Source organism: Amycolatopsis sp. NPDC004747 (assembly GCF_053601335.1).
Genome location: NZ_JBSGBQ010000002.1, coordinates 222,990 through 241,375, shown reverse-complemented (window position 1 = coordinate 241,375; position 18,386 = coordinate 222,990). Strand labels below are relative to the sequence as shown.

Genomic DNA, 18,386 nt, shown 5'->3' with positions numbered 1-18,386 from the left:
CTGACCCGCGCCGCGACCGAAGGGGAACGCACTCCATGTGCGGCATCGCAGGCACCTACCTCTGGCCGGACGGCGGGCCGCTCACCGACCGGCTGACCAAGACCCTGGCCCACCGCGGCCCGGACGGCTCCGGCCGCTACGAGCACACGGCGGGCCCCGGCTCCGTGCACCTGGGCCACCGGCGGCTGTCGATCATCGACCTGTCCGAGACGGGCGCCCAGCCGATGGCCCTCGACGGGCTCGCGCTGAGCTACAACGGCGAGCTCTACAACGCGCCCGAGCTGCGGGCCGAGCTGTCCGCGGCCGGCGTCCGCTTCCGCGGGACGTCCGACACCGAAGTGCTGCTGCAGGCGTGGCGGCGCTGGGGCACGGACTGCTTGCCCAAGCTGCGCGGCATGTTCGCCTTCGCGCTGTTCGAGGAGGGCACCGGCGAGCTGTTCCTGGTCCGCGACCAGCTGGGCATCAAGCCGCTGTTCTTCGTCCAGCGCAACGGCGGGGTCGCCTTCGCCTCCGAGCTCAAGGCCCTCGCCGGCGAGCTCGGCGGGTCGCTGCAGGTCGACAACGCGGCGCTGATCGCGTCGCTGCTCTACTACTGGGTGCCGGACAGCCGGTGCGCCTACCAGGGCGCGGAGAAGCTGCAGCCGGGCACCTGGCTGCGCTGCCGGCCGGACGGCCAGGTCGACCGCGGCCGGTTCTGGTCGCTGCGGGAGGTCGCCGAGGAGGGCGCGGCCTTCGACGGCGAGGTCGACCTGCACTCCGTGATCGCCGAGTCGACGGCCAAGCACCTGCTCTCGGACGTCCCGGTGGCGACGTTCCTTTCGGGCGGCCTGGACTCCAGCTACCTGACCGCGCTGGCCGCGCGGTCACAGCCGGGGATCTCCGCCTACACCATCGGGTTCCGGGCCGAGGACGCGAAGTTCGAGGCCATGCCGGACGACCTCAAGTACGCCCGGATCGTGGCGCAGCAGTTCGGCGTCGACCTGCACGAGATCGAGATCGCGCCGCAGGTGCTGGACCTGCTGCCGAAGATGACCTACCACCTCGACGAGCCGATCGGCGACCCGGCGGCGATCAACTCGTTCCTGATCTGCTCGGCCGCACGCGAGGCCGGCGTCAAGGTGATGCTGTCCGGGATGGGCGCCGACGAGCTGTTCGCCGGGTACCGCAAGCACCTCGCGAACCTGATCGCGCTGCGCTACCACAAGGTGCCGGGCGCGGTCCGCAGGCCGGTTGAGTCCGTTGTGGACCGACTGCCGGTGGCGTCGGCCAAGCGCGGGTACCGGTCGGTGCGGTTCGCCAAGCGGTTCCTGTCCTTCGCCGGCCTGCCCGAGGAGACGGCGTTCCGGCGCAGCTACACGATGTACGACCGCGCGGAGCTGCTCGGCCTGGTGAACCCGGACCTGGCTGCCGACGTCGATTCGGTTCTGACCGAGCACGCGGACACCTACCACGACCAGGCCCTCGACGACTTCGTCAACCGGATGTGCCTGGCCGACTCGCGGATGTTCCTGCCCGGGCTGAACCTCACCTACACCGACCGTTCGACGATGGCGGCGTCCACCGAGGTGCGGACGCCGTTCGTCGACGTCGAGGTCGTGCGGGCGGCGTTCAAGATCCCCGGGAACAAGAAGATCGTCGGCCGCGCCGGCAAGGTCGCACTGAAGAACGCGGCGCTGAACATCCTGCCCAGCGAGATCGTGCACCGGCCGAAGGGCCTGTTCAGCGCGCCGCTGCGGGCCTGGATGAGCCGCGACCTGGCGCCGCTGGTGCGTGAAGTCGTCAACGACGGCGTGCTCGTTTCTTCCGGCTTCCTGCAGCGGGAAGCGTTGCAGCGCATGGTCGCCGAGGACGCCGCCGGCCAGGAAGACCGCGGCAAGCACCTCTGGCACGTCTTGACCCTCGAGTATTGGTACCGGAACGCGATGTCTGGAGCGGGAGCGAAGTGAAGCAGGTAGTCCAGAACTACAAGAGCGGTGAGCTGGCGCTCCTCGAGGTGCCCGAGCCGGCCTGCAAGCCGGGCGGCGTGCTGGTGCGGACGGTGTACTCGCTGATCTCGACCGGCACCGAGATGATGAAGGTGTCCGAGGCCAGCATGTCCCTGGTGGGCAAGGCGAAGGCCCGGCCCGACCAGGTCGCGAAGGTGATGCAGAGCGTCGCCACCAACGGCCTTTCGGCGACCTATCGCAAGGTGACGTCCAAACTGGACTCCTACACCCCGCTCGGCTACTCCCTGTGCGGCGTCGTCGAGCAGGTCGGCGAGGGGATCACCGACGTGGCGGTGGGCGACCTGGTGGCCTGCGCGGGCAACGAGCACGCCCTGCACGCCGAGCTGAACTGGGTGCCCAAGAACCTCTACTCGCCGGTGCCCGCCGGGGTCGACCCGCGGCACGCCGCGTTCGGCACGGTCGGGTCGATCGCCATGCAGGGGGTGCGCCGCGGCGAGCCGCAGATCGGCGACGTCGCGCTGGTGATCGGCCTCGGCCTGATCGGCCAGCTGGTGGTGCAGCTGCTGACGTCGTCCGGCGTGCGCGTCGTCGGCGTCGACCCCGACCCGGAGCGCTGCAAGCTCGCCGAGAGCCTCGGCGCGTTGACCTGCGCGCACCCGGCGTCCGGCATCGTGGACACGGCCGTGGACGAGCTGACGCACGGCGCGGGCGTCGACCAGACGTACCTGGCGGCCGGCGGCAACACGAACGACCCGGTGGAGCTGGCGGCGAAGCTCTCGCGCGACCGCGGCCGCGTGATCGACATCGGCAAGTGCAAGCTCGACCTGCCGTGGAACGCCTACTACGAGAAGGAGCTGGACGTCCGGTTCTCGCGGTCCTACGGGCCGGGCCGCTACGACCCGTCGTACGAGCTGGAGGGGCGGGACTACCCGATCGGCCAGGTCCGCTGGACCGAGCGCCGCAACCTCGAGTGCGTGCTGGACCTGATCGCCCGCGACCGGCTGGACGTCGAGCCGCTGATCACGCACGTCTCGGACTTCTCTGACGCCGTCTCGACGTACCAGTCGCTGAACGAGGGCGCGTTGAAGGCAGTGGCGGTGCTGTTCCGCTACCCGGACGCGGTGGCTCTGACGGAGCCGGTCGTGACGTCCGCGCGGGTCGGCGTGGCGTCCTCGCCGGCGGCTTCCCTGCCGGCCGGGCAGCCGGTGCGCCTGGGCTTCATCGGGGCGGGGAACTACGCGTCGTCGATGCTGCTGCCGCACCTGGTCGAGCGTCCGGACGTGGAGCTCAAGCACGTGGCGACGACGTCGGCGCTGTCGGGCGCGAACGCCCGGCGCAAGTTCGGCTTCGCGGCGGCGTCGACGGACATCGACAACGTCCTCGGCGACAGCTCGATCGACGCGGTGTTCGTCGTGACGCGGCACAGCTCGCACGCGGAGCTGACCCGCCAGGCGCTGCTGGCGGGCAAGACGGTGTTCGTCGAGAAGCCGCTGGCGTTGTCTGTGCCCGAACTGCAGAAGGTCCTGGACGCGATCGAGGAGTCGGGCAACGACCGGCTGCAGGTCGGCTTCAACCGTCGGTTCGCCCCGCTGCTGCACGAAGCCCGCGAGCAGTTCGGCCCGCGCGTCGGCCCGGCGAGCGTGCGGTACCTGGTCAACGCGGGCCGCCTCGACCACGGCAGCTGGTACAACCAGACGGATGCGGAAGGTTCGCGGTTCGCGGGCGAGGGCGGGCACTTCATCGACACGGTGAGCTGGCTCCTCGACGCCGACCCGGTCTCGGTGTACGCAACGGGCGACCTCCAGGTGACCCTCGGCTACGCGGACGGCTCGACGGCGGTCATCACGTACGCGGAGACGGGCTCGTCGGGCTTCCCGAAGGAGACCCTGGACATCGTCGCGGACGGCAAGGTCCTGAAGTTCGACGACTTCGTCCGCGCGTCGGTGTATTCGCGCAAGAAGTGGGCCAGCTCCCGCATCCCGAAGGGCCGCGACAAGGGTCAGGCGGCCGAGGTCAACGCATTCCTGGAGGCGGTCCGCACCGGCGGCCCGATGCCGATCTCGATCGCTTCCCTGGCCGCGACGACGCTGGCGACCCTGGCCGCGCAGACGAGCGCCGCAAACGCGGCCCCGGTGCGGATCGAGCTGCCGCAGAAGGCGGGTGCCCCGGCATGAGAACCGTCGCGTCACACCGGCGGGCCGCGCCGCGCAGGAACCCGCTGGCTGCGGTTCCGCCCCCGCGGGACCTGCTGAGCTTGGCGGTACCGGGCGCGGCTGGGATCCGGTCGGCGCTGGCGTGCGCGACCCGGCCGGGTGCAGCTCCGGCTCGGGTCGGGCTGGTGCTGGCGGCAGGAGGCCGGCCGTGATGGGGCCCGGCTGGTACCTGCGGCGGCTGTCGCGGATGGGGCCGGCGGAAGTTGTCGGTCGTGCTCGGCATGCCGTTGTGCAGCGGCAGTGGCGGTCCGCGGTGCCGACGCCGCCGGACTGGCCGTCGCACCCGCACTTCACCGTGGTGCTGCCCGACGGGGTACTGGGCAAGGTGTCCGGCGAGGCGGTTGCGCGGCTCCTGGCCACGGCCGATGAGCTGATGGCGGGCCGCGCGGAGTTCTTCGGTGTCGAGCGGACGGATTTCGAGGCGCCCGACTGGTTCCTCGACCCGAAGACCGGTCGCCGCGCGCCCTCGGACGTGTACGCGTTCGACGTGCCGTACCGGTCTGAGGACACCGTCGGCGACATCAAGCAGATCTGGGAACCGTCGCGGCACCAGCACCTCACCGTGCTGGCCGCGGCGTACGCCCTGACCGGTTCCCCGGCGTACGCCTCGCGCGCCGCCGAGCACCTGCGGTCGTGGTGGGCGGCGAATCCGCCGTTGCGGGGGCCGCACTGGGTGAGCGGCATCGAGCTGGGCATCCGGCTCCTTTCGTGGGTGTGGACGCGCCGGCTGCTCGACGGCTGGCCGGGCGTGGCGGAGCTGTTCGAGCAGAACCCGGACTTCCAGCTCCAGCTGTGGCACCACCAGAACTGGCTCGCGACGCTGCGCAGCCACGGTTCGTCGGCGAACAACCACGTGATCGCCGAGGACGCCGGGCTGCTGGCCGCGGCGTGTGCGTTCGGCTGGTTCCCGGAGTCGGCGGGCTGGCGAGCCGAAGCGATGCGCTCGCTGGACGTCCAGCTGGGACGCAACACCTTCGCGTCCGGGCTGAACGCGGAACTGGCGTCCGAATACCACGGCCTGGTGCTGGAGCTGGGCCTGGCGGCGGCGGTCGAGGCCGACGCCGCGGGCACCCCGGTACCGGATTCGACGTGGGACGTCCTCCTGCGGATGACCGACGCCCTCGCGTCCATTGTGGACAACAAGCTGCGCCCGCCCCGCCAGGGCGACGCCGACGACGGCTTCGGCCTGATCGTCGACGGCGCCTCGACCGACCGCTGGGCATCGCTGCTGGCGTCGGGGGAGGCGCTGTTCGGCCGCCTGGACTGGTGGCCGCCGCTGCCCGGCGACGACGTGCGGACGCCGCTGCTGGCGGCGCTGGTTTCGCGCACCCCGCGCGTGTCCGGCGTCCGCCCGGGCCGCCGCCCGGCGCACCTGCGGGACGCGGGCATGACGATCCTGCGCTCGGGCCCGGTGTGGGTCCGCTGCGACGGAGGCCCTCACGGGTTCCTCTCGATCGCGGCGCACGCCCACGCGGACGCGCTGTCGCTGGAGGTCCGCCACGACGGTGTGGACGTGCTGGCCGACCCGGGCACGTTCTGCTACCACGGTGAGCCGCAGTGGCGGTCTTACTTCCGGTCGACGCTGGGCCACAACACGCTCGAGCTGGCCGGCCGCGACCAGTCGGTCTCGGGCGGTCCGTTCCTGTGGACCCGCCACGCGGTGACGAAGGTCCTGGCGGTCCACACGCCGGACGACGGCCCATCCCGCTGGTCGGCCGCCCACGACGGCTACGCCCCGGCGGTCCACCGCCGAACGGTCGAACTCGACGGCAAGATGCTGAGGATCGTCGACGAAGTGCTGGGCGAGGGGACACCGGGAGCGGCCCGCTTGGCGTTCCACTTCGGCCCGTCGGTGACGGTCATGCTGGACGGCACCACGGCCCGCCTCCGCTGGACAGCCGATCCTGCCGCGGCCGAGCTTGCGGGCGGGACTGCTCTCGCCGCCGAGCTCGCAGGCCGGGTTGCTCCCGCGGCTGAGCTTGCGAGCCGGACCGCTGCCGCCACCGAGCTTGCGGGCGGGACTGCTCCCGCGGCCGAGCTCGCAGGCCGGGTCGCTCCCGCGGCCGAGGGCGGGCCTGCGGCCGCTTCCGCTGCCGCCGAGCCGGCAGCCGGCGCCGGTTCCCCCGCCGACGGCGGGCGCGCCGGTACCTCGGCCGCTGATGGATCGGCTGGTTCGCGGGCCGTCGGTGGGGTGGTCGGGGCGGGTTCCGCCGCCGATCCGCTCGTCGGGCGGGTTTCCGGTTCTCTCGCCGGTTCCGGCAGCGTTGTGCGCACCGCCGTCATGGAGCTGCCGCCCGAACTCACCTGGACCGTGCACCGCGGAGATACCGAGCCGCCGTTGGGCTGGTACTCCGCGGGGTTCGGGCGGAAGGAACCCGCCACCACCCTTGTCGGCTCCGGGCTGCCCGGACACCTCACCACCCTGCTCCGCTTCAGTTAGGACCCGCCCGTGACAGCCCGCCGCTTCCGACTTCGCCGTGCAGCTCCGCTGCTCGGTGTCCTGCTCACGGTCGCGGCGTGCTCGGGCCCCGACACCGATGGCGGTCCGGCCCAGGCCACCCCGGCCCCGAGCGGGTCGGTCGCCGCCGTGTGCGACAAGCAGCCTGCCGGACCGGCCGCCGCGCCCGCGGGTGCCGTCGTCGTCGATCCCGCCGTGCCGGGGGATCTGGTGGCGAAGACGCGCTCGGCCGGTGCCGGCACGACGTTCTGGCTCAAGCCCGGCAAGCACGTCCTCGGCGACGACAAGTACGACCAGGTGTCCCCCAAGGACGGTGACGTCTACATCGGCGCCCCCGGCGCGGTCGTCGAAGGCCGGAAGATCAACCAGTACGCCTTCACCGGCCACGCGGCCAACGTCAAGATCACCTACCTGACCGTGCAGGGCTTCGCCGCCCCGCACGACGAAGGCGTCGTCAACCACGACTCCGGCGACGGCTGGCTGATCGAGCACTCGACCATCCAGGACAACGACGGCGCCGGGCTCATGGCGGGCGCGCGCCAGCAGGTGCGCGGCAACTGCCTGCGCCGCAACGGCCAGTACGGGATGAACGCCTACTCCGGTGGCACGCCGATCACCGCGCTCGTCGTCGAGGGCAACGAGATCGCCGGCAACAACACCGGCAACTGGGAAGCGAGGATCGAGGGCTGCGGCTGCAGCGGCGGGATCAAGTTCTGGGCGGTCAACGGCGCCGACGTCCGCGGCAACTGGGTGCACGACAACCACGGCACCGGGCTCTGGGCCGACACGAACAACAACGACTTCCTCATCGAGGGCAACCTCATCGAGAACAACGACAGCGCCGCGCTGATCTACGAGATCAGCTACAACGCGATCATCCGCGACAACACGATCCGCAAGAACAACTGGGCCGACGGCCGCCGGTACGCCGACAAGGGCGACAACTTCCCGACGTCGGCGGTCTACATCTCCGAGTCCGGCGGCGAGCCGCGGGTCAAGGCCCGCACCGCGAAGATCGAGATCTCCCGCAACTACCTGGAGAACAACTGGTCCGGCATCACGCTCTGGGAGAACGCCGACCGGTTCTGCAACAGCCCGGCCAACACCTCCTCCGGGGACTGCACCCGGCTGGTGCCCACGGTCAAGGAGTGCGCGGCCCCGGCGATCACCAGCGGCGCGCTGCTGGCCGACTGCCGCTGGAAGACCCAGCACGTCGACGTCCACGACAACAAGTTCGTCCTCGACCCCGCCGTCGTCGGCTGCCAGGCGTCCTGCGGCCGGATGGGCCTGCTGTCCAACTTCGGCAGCTACCCGGACTGGTCGCCGTACCGCGGCGACGACGTCCAGGAAGCGATCACGTTCAAGCAGGACAATCGCTGGCACGACAACAGCTACGCCGGCCCGTGGACGTTCATCGCCTACTCGGCCGACCGGGTCCTCGAGATCGGCGAGTGGGAAGGTGCGCCGTACTCGCAGGACAGCGGGAGCACCTTCACCGCCCAGGGCGGTGGCTGACATGACAGCGCACCCCGGACCCGCCGGGCCGGCCGGCCTCCCCGGCGACGCCGCGCGCGAACCGGCGTCCGCCACGCCCAAGTGGGCGGGCCTGGCGTGGGCGCTGCTGATCCTCAACACGCTCGGCTCGACCGGCGCGAAGACGGTCCTCCCGCTGCCCCGGTCGGTCAGCCAGCTGGTCACCATGGGTTCGCTGATGACGGCGTTCGTGATCGCGCTGGCGCTGAACCGGCACCTGCGGATCCGCCCGAGCGCGTACCTGCTGCTGTTGACGGCGCTGCTGGGGGCCAGCATCCTCTCCAGCGCCGACCTGCAGGAGGGTTTCGGCGCCCTGTTCCGGTGCTTCCGGCTCACGGTGTTCGTCTCCACGCTCTGGTTGCTGACCCGCTGGTGGGACGGCGGGTTCAGCTTCGTCCGGTACCACATCCGCACGTACGCGGTCGTGCTCGCGTCGGTGGCGGTCGGCCTGGTGATCTCGCCCGGCAACGCGATGCCGGAGGAGTACGGTGGCCGGCTTTCGGGCGCGGTCTGGCCGCTGACCCCACCGCAGATCGGCCAGTACGCGGCCGTCATTTCCGGGCTCACGCTCCTTCTCTGGTTCGGGCGCCGCACGACGTGGCGCAGCGCGCTGGCGATCGTGGTGCCGGTGCTCGGGCTGCTGGTGCTCACGCACACCCGCACGGCGACGCTCGGCCTCGTCGCCGGTCTCGCCGTGGCCTTCCTGTCGATGGTGCTGACCAGTGCCCGCGCCCGGAAGGTGTTCGCGTGGACGGTCGGCGTCGGCGGGTTCGCCGGCGTGGTGCTCGCGGGCGCGCTGCAGACCTGGTTCCTCCGCGGCCAGAGCGCGGACAACTTCTCCAGCCTGACCGGCCGCGCGAAGGTGTGGGACGCGCTGCTGGAGGCCCCGCGTTCGACGGCGGAGTACATCTTCGGGGTCGGGCTGACGGACAAGTCCTACGACGGGCTCCCGATCGACAACAGCTGGCTCGCGATCTACCACGAGCAGGGTTTCCTCGGGATCGCGCTGGTGGCCGCGTTCCTCCTCACCTTGGCCGTGGTGGCCGTGCTGCGACCACCGTCACTGGCTCGCGCGTGCGCGATCTTCCTGATCACCTATTGCATTTCGGCCTCCTACACCGAAGCAGGGCTCGGCGACGCGTCGCCGTACCTGCTGCACCTGGCGGTCGCCGCGTCGCTGCTGGTCCGCGGGGTGCCGCAGTCCGACGAACAGGCATTCATCCCGGCGAAGGGGGCAGACGTGCGAGGTGCAGGCGCGTGAAGGTGCTCGTGGTCCACAACCGCTACCGGTCCGAGCAGCCGAGCGGCGAGAACAACGTCGTCGACGCCGAGGTGACGCTGCTCGCCGACGGCGGTCACCAGGTGTCGCTGTTCGAACGCCGCAGCGACGACATCGCGGCGATGCCGCTGCCCCGCAAGGCCGCGGTGCCGCTGATGGTGCCGTGGAATCCGGCGGTGCGGAAGGAACTCGCCGCCAGGCTGCGCTCGTCGCGCCCGGACGTCGTGCACATCCACAACACGTTCCCGCTGCTGTCGCCGTCGGTGGTCGCCGCATGTGCGGACGCGGGGGTGCCCGCGGTCGCGACGCTGCACAACTACACGATGGTCTGCCCACCGGGCACGCTCCACCGCGACGGCCGCATCTGCACCGAGTGCGTCGGCGGCTCACCGTTGCCGGCGGTGAAGCACGGCTGCTACCGCGGTTCGAGCGCGGCCACGCTCCCGATGGCGGCGAGCATGGTCGCGAACCGGCGCCGGTGGTGGACGGGCGTTTCCCGGTTCTTCTGCATTTCGGCGGCTCAACGTGACCTCCTGGTGTCGGCCGGCATGCCCGGCGAGCGGATGGTGGTGAAGCACAACTTCGTCACCGACCCCGGCGTCCGCCGCACGGGCGCCGGCAAGCACGTGCTGTTCCTCGGCCGCGTCACCGAGGAAAAGGGGGTCGGCCTGCTGATGCGTGCCTGGGAGCGGCTCGACGGCGCCCTGGGCGTGCCGCTGGTCATCGCGGGTACCGGCCCGATGCAGGACGAGGTCGCGGCCTGGGCGACCGGCCGCGCCGACGTCTCTTACGTCGGCCTCCAGAACAAGGCGGAGTGCCGTGCCCTGACTGCCGACGCCGTCGCCGTGGTCGCGCCCTCGACGTGGCTGGAGGCCTTCGGCCTCGTGGTGGTCGAGGCGATGGCCGCCGGCGTGCCGACGGTCGCGGCCGCGCACGGGGCGTTTCCCGAGCTGGTCGACGACGGTGTCACGGGCCTCCTGCACGTGCCGAACGACGCGGCCTCGCTCGCCGATCGTCTGCGCGCGGTCGTCGGCGACCGCAACGGCGACATGGGCGACGCGGCCCGCGTCCGGTACGAAAAGGACTTCACCCCGGCTGTCGGCCTGGACCGCTTGATCGCCGGGTACGAGGCGGCGATCGAGGCGTGAGGCAGCTGGTCCGGACTGCGCCCCCGGCCTTGCCGGCCCTGCTGCGCACCCCGCTGGCGATGACGGCTGCCCTGGCGACGGCGGTGCTGGTCGCGCTCGCGATCCTGCACTTCCGCGACTCGAGCCTGACCGGCATCGACGCGGCCATCCTCCCTTCGATCTACCCGGTCCAGCCGCCGTGGCGGTACGTCGCCCTCGTCTTCGACTTCGGGGGCGAGCCGGTGGGCTCGGTCATCCTGATCGCCCTCCTCTCGGGCGTGTGCTGGCTGGCCCACCGCATCCGGACGGCGGTGCTGACGGTGCTGGGCGTCGTGGTGACGGTGGCGGTGACGACGGTGCTGAAGCCACTGGTCGGCCGCACCATCCACGGCGAGTTCCTGTCGTACCCGAGCGGGCACACCGCCTTGGCGACGGCGCTCGCGCTGGTCATCGCGCTGTTGCTCACCGAACGGCTGGAGCTTGGCCGTGCGGCCGCGGTTTCGCTGGCGCTGGGGTCGGCGGTGGTGGCCGGGGTGGCGATGGGGTGGGCCGAGGTGGCGCTGGGCGCGCACTACCCGACGGACGCCCTCGGGGGATTTTGTGCTGCCCTGGCGGCGGTTCCGGCGACGGCGTGGGTGCTGGACCGGACGGCCGACCGGCTCTGAGGAGCCGGGCCGAACCATTGCCTGGTAGCGGTCGCCCGCTGCGGATGTGACGTGATTCGTCCACTGTGGACGCGGTGGCTGCCGGTGCGGTCATGTCTCCGACGGTACCGAACAGACGTGCGATCGCCAGTCGCTGAATCGGGTGACGGTCGTGTCCGAAATTCTCCGTTCGCGATTTTTCCCTTGTGGCGCAAAGGAAAAATTGGCCGTCGGCGCCGGGCGTGGTGGAAATTGTCGGACCCGGTCGGCATGCTCGTGATCAGCAGCCGGCGGACCGGCCGCCGAACGAAGAGCACGCGTCCTGCGAGTAGGGCTCTGCCTGCCAGGCCGCAGCGTCGACCGTCTTGGAGGTGTCATGCGCCACGAAAGCCCACGGCCCGGAGTAGGAGTTGTCGTGCCACCGGTTGGCCTGCCGGAAGGTGATCGCGTCTTCGACCACCGTTCCCTTGTAGGGCGACCAGTCCGGGAACGTCCCGAAGTTCGACAGGAGAGCCATCCGCCCGCACAGGCTCGTGCAGCCCACGCGGCCGGCGTCGAGCCGGAAGGTGTTCCCGTGGACCTCCACCCGCTGCGTCTTCCAGCGGCAGTCGTCGTAGGCCGGGGCCTTCTCGATCGTGCCCGCGGCGCACGAAGACTTTGCCGCCGCCTTGGTGCAGTAGCCCGTCGAGGTGTTCGCCGGGCTGTTGCAGAAGCGGTCGGCGTTCTCCCACAACGTGATCCCGGCCCAGTTGTCCTCGAAGGTGTTGCCGCTGATGTCCACGGCCGACGTCCTGGCCTGCACGCGCGGGTCGCCGCCCGATTCCGACAGGTACACCGTCGCCACCGGGAAGTTGTCGCCGCGCGCCGCGAACGCCCGGCCCTGGACCAGGGTGTTGCCGCGGAAGGTGTTGCCGCGCAGCACCAGGTTGTAGCTGGTCTCGTAGAACAGCGCCTCGGCGTCGTTGGCCTCGAACAGGTTGTTCTCGACGAGGAAGTCGTTGTTGTTCGTGTCCGCCCACAGGCCGGCGCCGTGGTTGCCGTGGACCCAGTTGCCGCGGACGTCGGCCCCGTTCACGGCCCAGAACTTGGCGCCGCCGCTGCACCCGCAGCCCGGCACCTTGGCCTCCCAGTCACCGGTGTTGTTGCCGGCGATCTCGTTGCCCTCCAGCACGAGCCCGGTGATGCCGTCGCCCGCCTGGTAGGCGTTGAGCCCGTACTGGCCGTTGTTGCGCAGGCAGCTGTGGCGCACGACCTGGCCGGCACCGGCCATCAGCCCCGCGCCGGCGTTGTCCTCGATGGTGGTGTTCTCGATCAGCCAGCCGTCGCCGGAATCGTGGTTGACCACGCCCTGGTCCTGCAGCGCGGCGAAGCCGCGGACGGTGAGGCCGCGGATCTCCACCTTGCGGGCCCGCTGGGTGAAGGCCGCCCGGTTGACGCCGCGGCCGTCGACGACCGCGCCCGGTGCGCCGAGGTAGGCGTCGCCGTCCTTGGGGGCGACCTGGCCGAACTCGTCCTTGCCGAGCGTGTGGGTGCCGGGCCGGAGCCAGAACGTCGTACCTGCCGGGTGCGCCGCCGTCTTGGCCGCGAGATCGCCGTCGACGGCCGGATCGACGGTCACGGCTCCGGAAGGTGGTTGCTCGTACTCGGCGGGTTGGTGGCCGCACACCGGCTGCGGTCCGTCGGCGGCGCCCGCGATCGCCGGGCACAGCACAGCGATCAGGAGGGAGCCAGCAGCGACGAGAACCGCACGAGATCTGCCCATGGCAGGAAGTTACGCACGAACGGGCCGGAAAACAGTCACCCTCAAGTGTCCTCATCGGACCCAACGGGTGAATCCGGCCCGCCCGTGCGGGGATCAGGCGTGTTTGCGGAACACGGGCTGCACCGGGCGGCCGCCCATCCACGGCGTGGGGTCGTTGGCGTCGAGGGCCTTCCGGTACACCGTGCAGGCCTGGGCGACGACGTCGATGGTCTTGTCGATGTCCGCTTCGGTGAGCGCGGCACTGACCACGAAGGACGGTCCGAGCACGCCGCCGCTGATCAGTTCGCGGAGGAACAGCGTCCGGTACGGCTGGGACGGCTTGCCCTCCTCGTCGAGCGTGCCGAAGACCAGGTTGCTGGCCCGGCCGCGGACGACCACGTGGTCCTCGACGCCGATCCCGGCCGCCACCTCGCGAACACCGGCGGCGAGCCGGTCGCCGAGGGCGTGCATGCGGCCGATGACGTCTTCTTCGCGGTAGACGTCCATGACCGCCATCGCTGCGGCCAGGGAGTGGGTCTCGGCGCCGTGCGTGGTCGAGAGCAGGAACACCCGCTCGCGGTCGGTGCGCAGGCCGCCGATCTCCATCAGCTCCCGCTTGCCGGCCAGCGCCGACACCGCGAAGCCGTTGCCGAGCGCCTTGCCGAACGTCGAGAGGTCGGGCGTGACGCCGTAGAGGCCCTGCGCGCCTTGGGCGGACCAGCGGAAGCCGGTGATCATCTCGTCGAAGACCAGGACGACGCCGTGCCGGGTGGTGAGCTCGCGCAGGCCCTGCAGGTACCCCGGCGGCGGCTCGACCGCCGCGGCGGCCTCCAGGATCATGCACGCGATCTCGCCCTCGTGGCGCTGCAGCAACTCCTCCGCGGCCTGCAGATCGCCGTATGGGAAGGACACCGTCGCTTCCGTCGTCTCGTCCGGGATGCCCGCATTCATCGGCGTGGTGCCGATGAACCAGTCGTCGGTGGAGAAGAAGGCGTGGTCGGCGCACTTGGCGACGAGCTTGCGGCCGGTGGCCGCGCGGGCCAGCCGAACCGCCGCGGTCGTCGCGTCCGAGCCGTTCTTGGTGAACTTCACCATGTCGGCCGTCGGAACGTTCTCGAGGAACCGCTCGGCGGCTTCGGCCTCGATGATCGACGGGCGGATGAAGTTGCTGCCCTTGTCCAGTTCGCCGCGCACCGCTTCGACGACGCGCGGGTGGGCGTGGCCGAGGCTGACCGCCCTCAGGCCGGCGCCGTACTCGATGTACTCGTTCCCGTCGACGTCCCAGACGTGGCCGCCGCGGCCGTGCGAGATGACCGGGGCCATCCCTTCGGGATACTGGTCCGAGCCCTTGGCGTAGGTGTGCGCACCGCCGGGGATGACCCGGTGCAGCCGCTCGTTCGCCTGTGTGGAGCGGGGCAGGTTCGTTCCCATGTCGTGGCTCACCTCGTTGGTTTCAACGCCTCTCCGAGAGATGGCGCCCGTTCGTCCCGTTCGCTGACCATTGTGACCGACAGTGGCCACGAAATGTCCAATTCAGGGTCTTTGTACGAAATCGTAATGTCTTCTTCAGGATCGTGCGCCCGATCGATACGGTACGAAACGTCTGAGGGATCAGTGAGTGACTGGAATCCGTGTGCGCACCCCGCCGGGATGTACAAAGAAACCTGGGTATCGCCGGAAAGTTCGAAGGTTTTCACATTCCGGAATGTCGGCGAATCCGGTCGGAGATCCACCACGACGTCGAAAATCGCGCCGTGCGAACACCGCACCAGCTTCGCCTCGCCGGCCCCGCCGCGCAGGTGCATGCCGCGGACGACGCCCTTGCGGGACCGGGAAAGACTGTCCTGGACGAAGCCGTCCGGGTCGATGCCGACCGAAGCGACCACGTCGCGGTCGAACGTCCGGCTGAAGAAGCCGCGCCCGTCCGCGTGCGGGGTGGGTTCGAACAGGTACGCGCCGTCGATCTCGGGGACCGGAATGGCCTTCATCGCCCACCCCCGAAGAGGGCCGCCGAAAGGGCGGCGAACTGGTCCTTGAGCCGTTGCGCGTTCATCTGGTTCCGTTCCAGGAGGGTTTGGCGAAGTTCTGCCGAACGGTTCTCCAGTTCGGTGAACTGTTCGACGAGCCGGTCGAAGCCGACGGTCTTCGCCCGCTGGGTGAAGCCCTCGAGGCCCATCTCCGCCATGAGGACGTCGTTCTTCGGCGCGTAGCCGATCGCCACGGTCGGTTTCGCGACCTTCAGGGCGCAGAGCACGTTGTGGTAGCGCGTGGCCACCACGCTGTCCACCGCGGCCATCTCGTGCATCAGCTCGTCCAGTGTCTCCGCCGAAGCCGCCGTCACCAGCGGCGAAGCGGTCTTTTCGATGATCTCGTCGACGACCTGCCGGTCGATCTGGTCACCGATGAACAGCCGGACGGGTCTGCCCTGGTCAACGAGCCACGCGACGAAACGGTTCATCGTGTCCACGTAGTGGCGGTAGATGCGGTCGGCCTCGGCGCGGTCGTCGTTGCCGCCGTAGTACGCCATCACACCGACACCGACGGTGCCCGGCTTGCCGCCGGCCGCCGGGGTGGGGAGGGAGAACGCGAGGTCGGGGTAGACCTGGTCGGCGCTGGTGTCGACGCCCATGGCGCGCATGGCGTCGCGGGAGATGTCGTCGCGGTAGGAGCGGTAGGCGGCCAGCCGGCCGGACCAGCGGACCAGCGTCCGGGTCGCCCGCGCGCTGATGTGGTTCGCGCCCACGCACACGAGGGCCACCTTGGTGCCGAACAGGCGCCCGGTGGCGGACAGGAGGAAGAGCGAATACGGGAAACCCCACGGACGCAGCGGAAGCGTCGCTTCGAGGACACCCATGCCGGGCACGATCACGACGTCCTGCTTGCGGACCCAGGCGGCCGTGCGGCCGATGTCGACCAGCTTGCCGAGTCCCTTCAGGACGATCGAACGGAAGCCGGACGCCGTCTCGTACTCGGCCTGGTTCCAGTGCAGCGGCGTGGTGTCGACGCCGTACCGCGCGCGGACGATGTCCGGGCCGCCCACCAGGCCGGTCAGGACCGCGTCCGGGTACTCGGCGCGCAGGTAGCCGAGCACGGCTTCGAGGGAACCGTCGTTGCCCAGGTTCCCCGAGCCGAGCAGGCCGAACACGCCGACGCGTGGCGGACGCTTCACGCGAGCCTGCCTTCCCGGCCGGCCACGATCTCGTTGACCGTGGCGACGTCCGAGGCGGTCGGCGCGCGGTCCTCGACGCGCTCGCCGTGGCCGGAGCGGGCCCGGTTGGTCAGCCAGGCGCCGAGGTGGCCGAAGCACTCGCGCTTGTCGGCGGCCGAGATCGGCGCGCGGCGGATCAGGTCCGCGAACCCGTACACGTACTCGCCGAGCAGGCGGACGGTGGGGTTCCGGAGCCGGTTCGCGCGCCGCGGGTCCAGATTCGCGCACCGGCTCCGGATGGTCGGGTTGGCCCGCTCCGCGCGGCCCGGGTGGTCGCGGCGGAAGTAGAGCAGCTCGGGCACCTGGTGGAACGGGCCGTGCAGGGCCATCTCGGCCGAGTACGTCCGGTCGGCGTGGTGGTAGCTGTCGAGCGGCTTGACGCGGCGGAGGACGTCGGCGCGGATGACGCCGTAGAAGTCGTCGCCGCCGGGCTCGAACAGGATGCTGCGGAAGCGGTCCGGCGCGTGGCGGGACGCGGTGTTCAGCGTGTACTGCAGCGGCTGGACGATGCGGCCGTCGCCGTCGATGATCGCCTGGTCGCAGTGGGCGAGAATGATGTCCGGCTGCTCGTCGAGGGCTTCGACACAGCGCTTGAGCAGGTCGCGGGCGTACAGGTCGTCGTGGGAGACCCACTTGAACAGCTCGGTGCGGGAGACGTCGAACACGAAGTTGTGGTTCGGCGTCGCGCCGATGTTCTTCGGCTGGCGGACGTAGCGGATCCGCGAGTCCTTCTCGGCGTAGCGGCGGCAGATCTCGTCGGTGCCGTCGGTGGAGGCGTTGTCCGAGATGATCAGCTCGAAGTCTTCGTAGGTCTGGCCGAGCAGGGCGTCCAGCGACTCGGCGAGGTACTCCTCGCCGTTGTACACCGGGAGGCCGAGGCTCAGCCGCGGGACGGTGGTCATGGAGTCCTCATTCCTTGATCGGCTCTTTGATCGGCTCGAACACCACGGTGGGCTCGTCGGCTCCCGGGGGCACGTACTCGCGCAGTCCGGCCCGCAGCTGGAACCACCAGACGACCGACCCGCTGAGGGTGGCCGTCGCGACGCCCCACGCGGACCCGGCCGCGCCGCCGAGGAACGCGCCGGTGATGCCGAAGGTGACGTAGAACAGGGACGCGACCAGCTGCGAGCGCAGGCTCCGCTTGGCCGCGCCGAGCGCGCGCAGGCCGGCCGCCGCGCCCGTGGCGAAGCTCGCGCCGACCACGGCGAGGGTGACCGGGAGGATCAGCGGGGACGACGAGTCCCACACCGAGCCCATCACCCAGCGGCCGGCGCGGTCGGGCACCAGCAGCAGCAGGCCGAGGCCCCAGCACAGCGCCGCGCCGGCCTGCCCGCCGCCGAGGAGCATGCAGAAGTGCTTCAGCCGGTGCGGTGCCCGCTGGAGCACCCGCGCGCCTTCGGCGACGGTCACCAGGGACAGCCCCATGAGTAGGGCCAGGAACGGGCCGAGGAGCTGCTCGGCCCCGCGGACCGCGCCGACCGCGGTGATCCCGGCGATGGCGCCGAGGCCGTACGCGCGCAGCTGCGACGCGCCGCTGTTGCTGACGTTCTCGACGAGGTACCGGACGCTGAGGTCGCGTTGCGTCCGGAGCCAGCCGAGCATCTCGCGCGGGTGCGGGAGGATCCGCGTCTGGAACCCGCCGTAGAGGGCCGCGACCGCCCCCGACAGGCCCCAGGCCAGCACGAACGCGACCACCGTGTGGATCTGCGCGGCGATGTACAGCGCCGGGATCAGGGCCACGCCCCACACGCAGTCGTTGACGAACGCCTTCTTGCCCGCGCCGCGCGCGAAGAACGCGAAGCGCCAGGCGTCCTGCAGGAGCAGGCCCGGCAACACCACGGCGAGCGCGACGAACGCGTTGCCGAGCGGGCCGCCCGCGGCCAGGCCGGCCACCAGGCTGACCAGCCCGGTTGCGCAGCCGACGCCGATCGCGGTGCCGGACGCGCTCGCCACGCCCACCCGCCACCGGTCCTCCGGGACGGCACTGAAGCGCACCATCAGCGGGTCGGTGGCGAGGCCGCGGGAGACGTTGAGCACCACGCCGTAGGTGACCCAGGCGAGGCTGAAGATGCCGAAGGCGAACGTGCCGAGCGAGCGAGCCACGTACAGCCCGACGGCGAAGTTGGTCAGGCTGGACACGGCCTGGTCGCCGAGGCCCCAGCTCAACCGTCCGGCCATCGCGCGAACCGCGCCCGACCGGAAGATCGAGCGCGGTGCACGGCGATGGTTGGCCACGT

General features: G+C 70.9%; 13 protein-coding genes. 7 read left to right on the top strand and 6 right to left on the bottom strand.

Features of this window, described 5'->3' with window-relative positions; all coding sequences use genetic code 11:
- Nucleotides 1-35 precede the first annotated feature (35 nt).
- The 7 genes from asnB to ACWEGE_RS03435 all read left to right on the top strand — a co-directional run bounded on the left by asnB (nucleotide 36) and on the right by ACWEGE_RS03435 (nucleotide 11,221).
- Complete coding sequence (asnB, locus tag ACWEGE_RS03465) at nucleotides 36-1,946, top strand: asparagine synthase (glutamine-hydrolyzing) (RefSeq protein ID WP_449658834.1); 1,911 nt, start codon at nucleotides 36-38, stop codon at nucleotides 1,944-1,946.
- Nucleotides 1,943-4,120, top strand: a complete 2,178-nt coding sequence (locus tag ACWEGE_RS03460) for a bi-domain-containing oxidoreductase (protein WP_449658833.1) — start codon at nucleotides 1,943-1,945, stop codon at nucleotides 4,118-4,120. The genes asnB and ACWEGE_RS03460 overlap by 4 nt, the downstream gene beginning before the upstream one ends.
- Before the next feature lie 190 nt (nucleotides 4,121-4,310).
- Entirely contained in the window at nucleotides 4,311-6,599 is a 2,289-nt protein-coding gene (locus ACWEGE_RS03455; RefSeq protein WP_449658832.1) for an alginate lyase family protein, read from the top strand.
- Between the two features lie 9 nt (nucleotides 6,600-6,608).
- Nucleotides 6,609-8,132, top strand: a complete 1,524-nt coding sequence (locus ACWEGE_RS03450; protein ID WP_449658831.1) for a right-handed parallel beta-helix repeat-containing protein — start codon at nucleotides 6,609-6,611, stop codon at nucleotides 8,130-8,132.
- A 1-nt stretch (nucleotide 8,133) separates the two neighbouring features.
- Nucleotides 8,134-9,411 carry an O-antigen ligase domain-containing protein gene (locus ACWEGE_RS03445; RefSeq protein ID WP_449658830.1) on the top strand — a complete coding sequence of 426 codons (1,278 nt, stop codon included), beginning with the start codon at nucleotides 8,134-8,136 and terminating at the stop codon, nucleotides 9,409-9,411.
- On the top strand, nucleotides 9,408-10,577 hold the full coding sequence (locus tag ACWEGE_RS03440) for a glycosyltransferase (RefSeq protein ID WP_449658829.1): 1,170 nt from the start codon (nucleotides 9,408-9,410) through the stop codon (nucleotides 10,575-10,577). The genes ACWEGE_RS03445 and ACWEGE_RS03440 overlap by 4 nt, the downstream gene beginning before the upstream one ends.
- Nucleotides 10,574-11,221 (top strand): phosphatase PAP2 family protein, encoded by a 648-nt coding sequence (locus ACWEGE_RS03435; RefSeq protein WP_449658828.1) that lies wholly within the window; start codon nucleotides 10,574-10,576, stop codon nucleotides 11,219-11,221. The genes ACWEGE_RS03440 and ACWEGE_RS03435 overlap by 4 nt, the downstream gene beginning before the upstream one ends.
- Nucleotides 11,222-11,480: 259 nt before the next feature.
- On the opposite strand, the gene ACWEGE_RS03430 is transcribed toward ACWEGE_RS03435, so the two are convergent.
- From ACWEGE_RS03430 to ACWEGE_RS03405, 6 genes are all read right to left on the bottom strand, one after another.
- On the bottom strand, nucleotides 11,481-12,962 hold the full coding sequence (locus tag ACWEGE_RS03430) for a right-handed parallel beta-helix repeat-containing protein (RefSeq protein ID WP_449658827.1): 1,482 nt from the start codon (nucleotides 12,960-12,962) through the stop codon (nucleotides 11,481-11,483).
- Between the two features lie 93 nt (nucleotides 12,963-13,055).
- A complete protein-coding gene (locus ACWEGE_RS03425; protein WP_449658826.1) occupies nucleotides 13,056-14,372 on the bottom strand; it encodes a glutamate-1-semialdehyde 2,1-aminomutase in 1,317 nt (438 codons plus the stop codon).
- Nucleotides 14,373-14,380: 8 nt separating this feature from the next.
- Entirely contained in the window at nucleotides 14,381-14,929 is a 549-nt protein-coding gene (gene rfbC / locus ACWEGE_RS03420) for a dTDP-4-dehydrorhamnose 3,5-epimerase (RefSeq protein WP_449658825.1), read from the bottom strand.
- Complete coding sequence (locus ACWEGE_RS03415; protein WP_449658824.1) at nucleotides 14,926-16,110, bottom strand: polysaccharide pyruvyl transferase family protein; 1,185 nt, start codon at nucleotides 16,108-16,110, stop codon at nucleotides 14,926-14,928. The genes rfbC and ACWEGE_RS03415 overlap by 4 nt, the downstream gene beginning before the upstream one ends.
- Complete coding sequence (locus ACWEGE_RS03410; protein ID WP_449658823.1) at nucleotides 16,107-17,051, bottom strand: glycosyltransferase family 2 protein; 945 nt, start codon at nucleotides 17,049-17,051, stop codon at nucleotides 16,107-16,109. Before ACWEGE_RS03410 ends, ACWEGE_RS03415 begins: the two co-directional genes overlap by 4 nt.
- A gap of 7 nt (nucleotides 17,052-17,058) precedes the next feature.
- Nucleotides 17,059-18,384, bottom strand: a complete 1,326-nt coding sequence (locus tag ACWEGE_RS03405) for a hypothetical protein (RefSeq protein ID WP_449658822.1) — start codon at nucleotides 18,382-18,384, stop codon at nucleotides 17,059-17,061.
- Nucleotides 18,385-18,386: the final 2 nt, after the last annotated feature.

Excerpts from the sequence above, each read along its gene's own strand:
- asnB (WP_449658834.1), top strand. The coding sequence starts at position 36 with ATGTGCGGCATCGCAGGCACCTACCTCTGGCCGGACGGCGGGCCGCTC.
- ACWEGE_RS03455 (WP_449658832.1), top strand. The coding sequence starts at position 4,311 with ATGGGGCCCGGCTGGTACCTGCGGCGGCTGTCGCGGATGGGGCCGGCG.
- ACWEGE_RS03445 (WP_449658830.1), top strand. The coding sequence starts at position 8,134 with ATGACAGCGCACCCCGGACCCGCCGGGCCGGCCGGCCTCCCCGGCGAC.
- ACWEGE_RS03430 (WP_449658827.1), bottom strand. The coding sequence starts at position 12,962 with ATGGGCAGATCTCGTGCGGTTCTCGTCGCTGCTGGCTCCCTCCTGATC.
- ACWEGE_RS03425 (WP_449658826.1), bottom strand. The coding sequence starts at position 14,372 with ATGGGAACGAACCTGCCCCGCTCCACACAGGCGAACGAGCGGCTGCAC.
- rfbC (WP_449658825.1), bottom strand. The coding sequence starts at position 14,929 with ATGAAGGCCATTCCGGTCCCCGAGATCGACGGCGCGTACCTGTTCGAA.
- ACWEGE_RS03410 (WP_449658823.1), bottom strand. The coding sequence starts at position 17,051 with ATGACCACCGTCCCGCGGCTGAGCCTCGGCCTCCCGGTGTACAACGGC.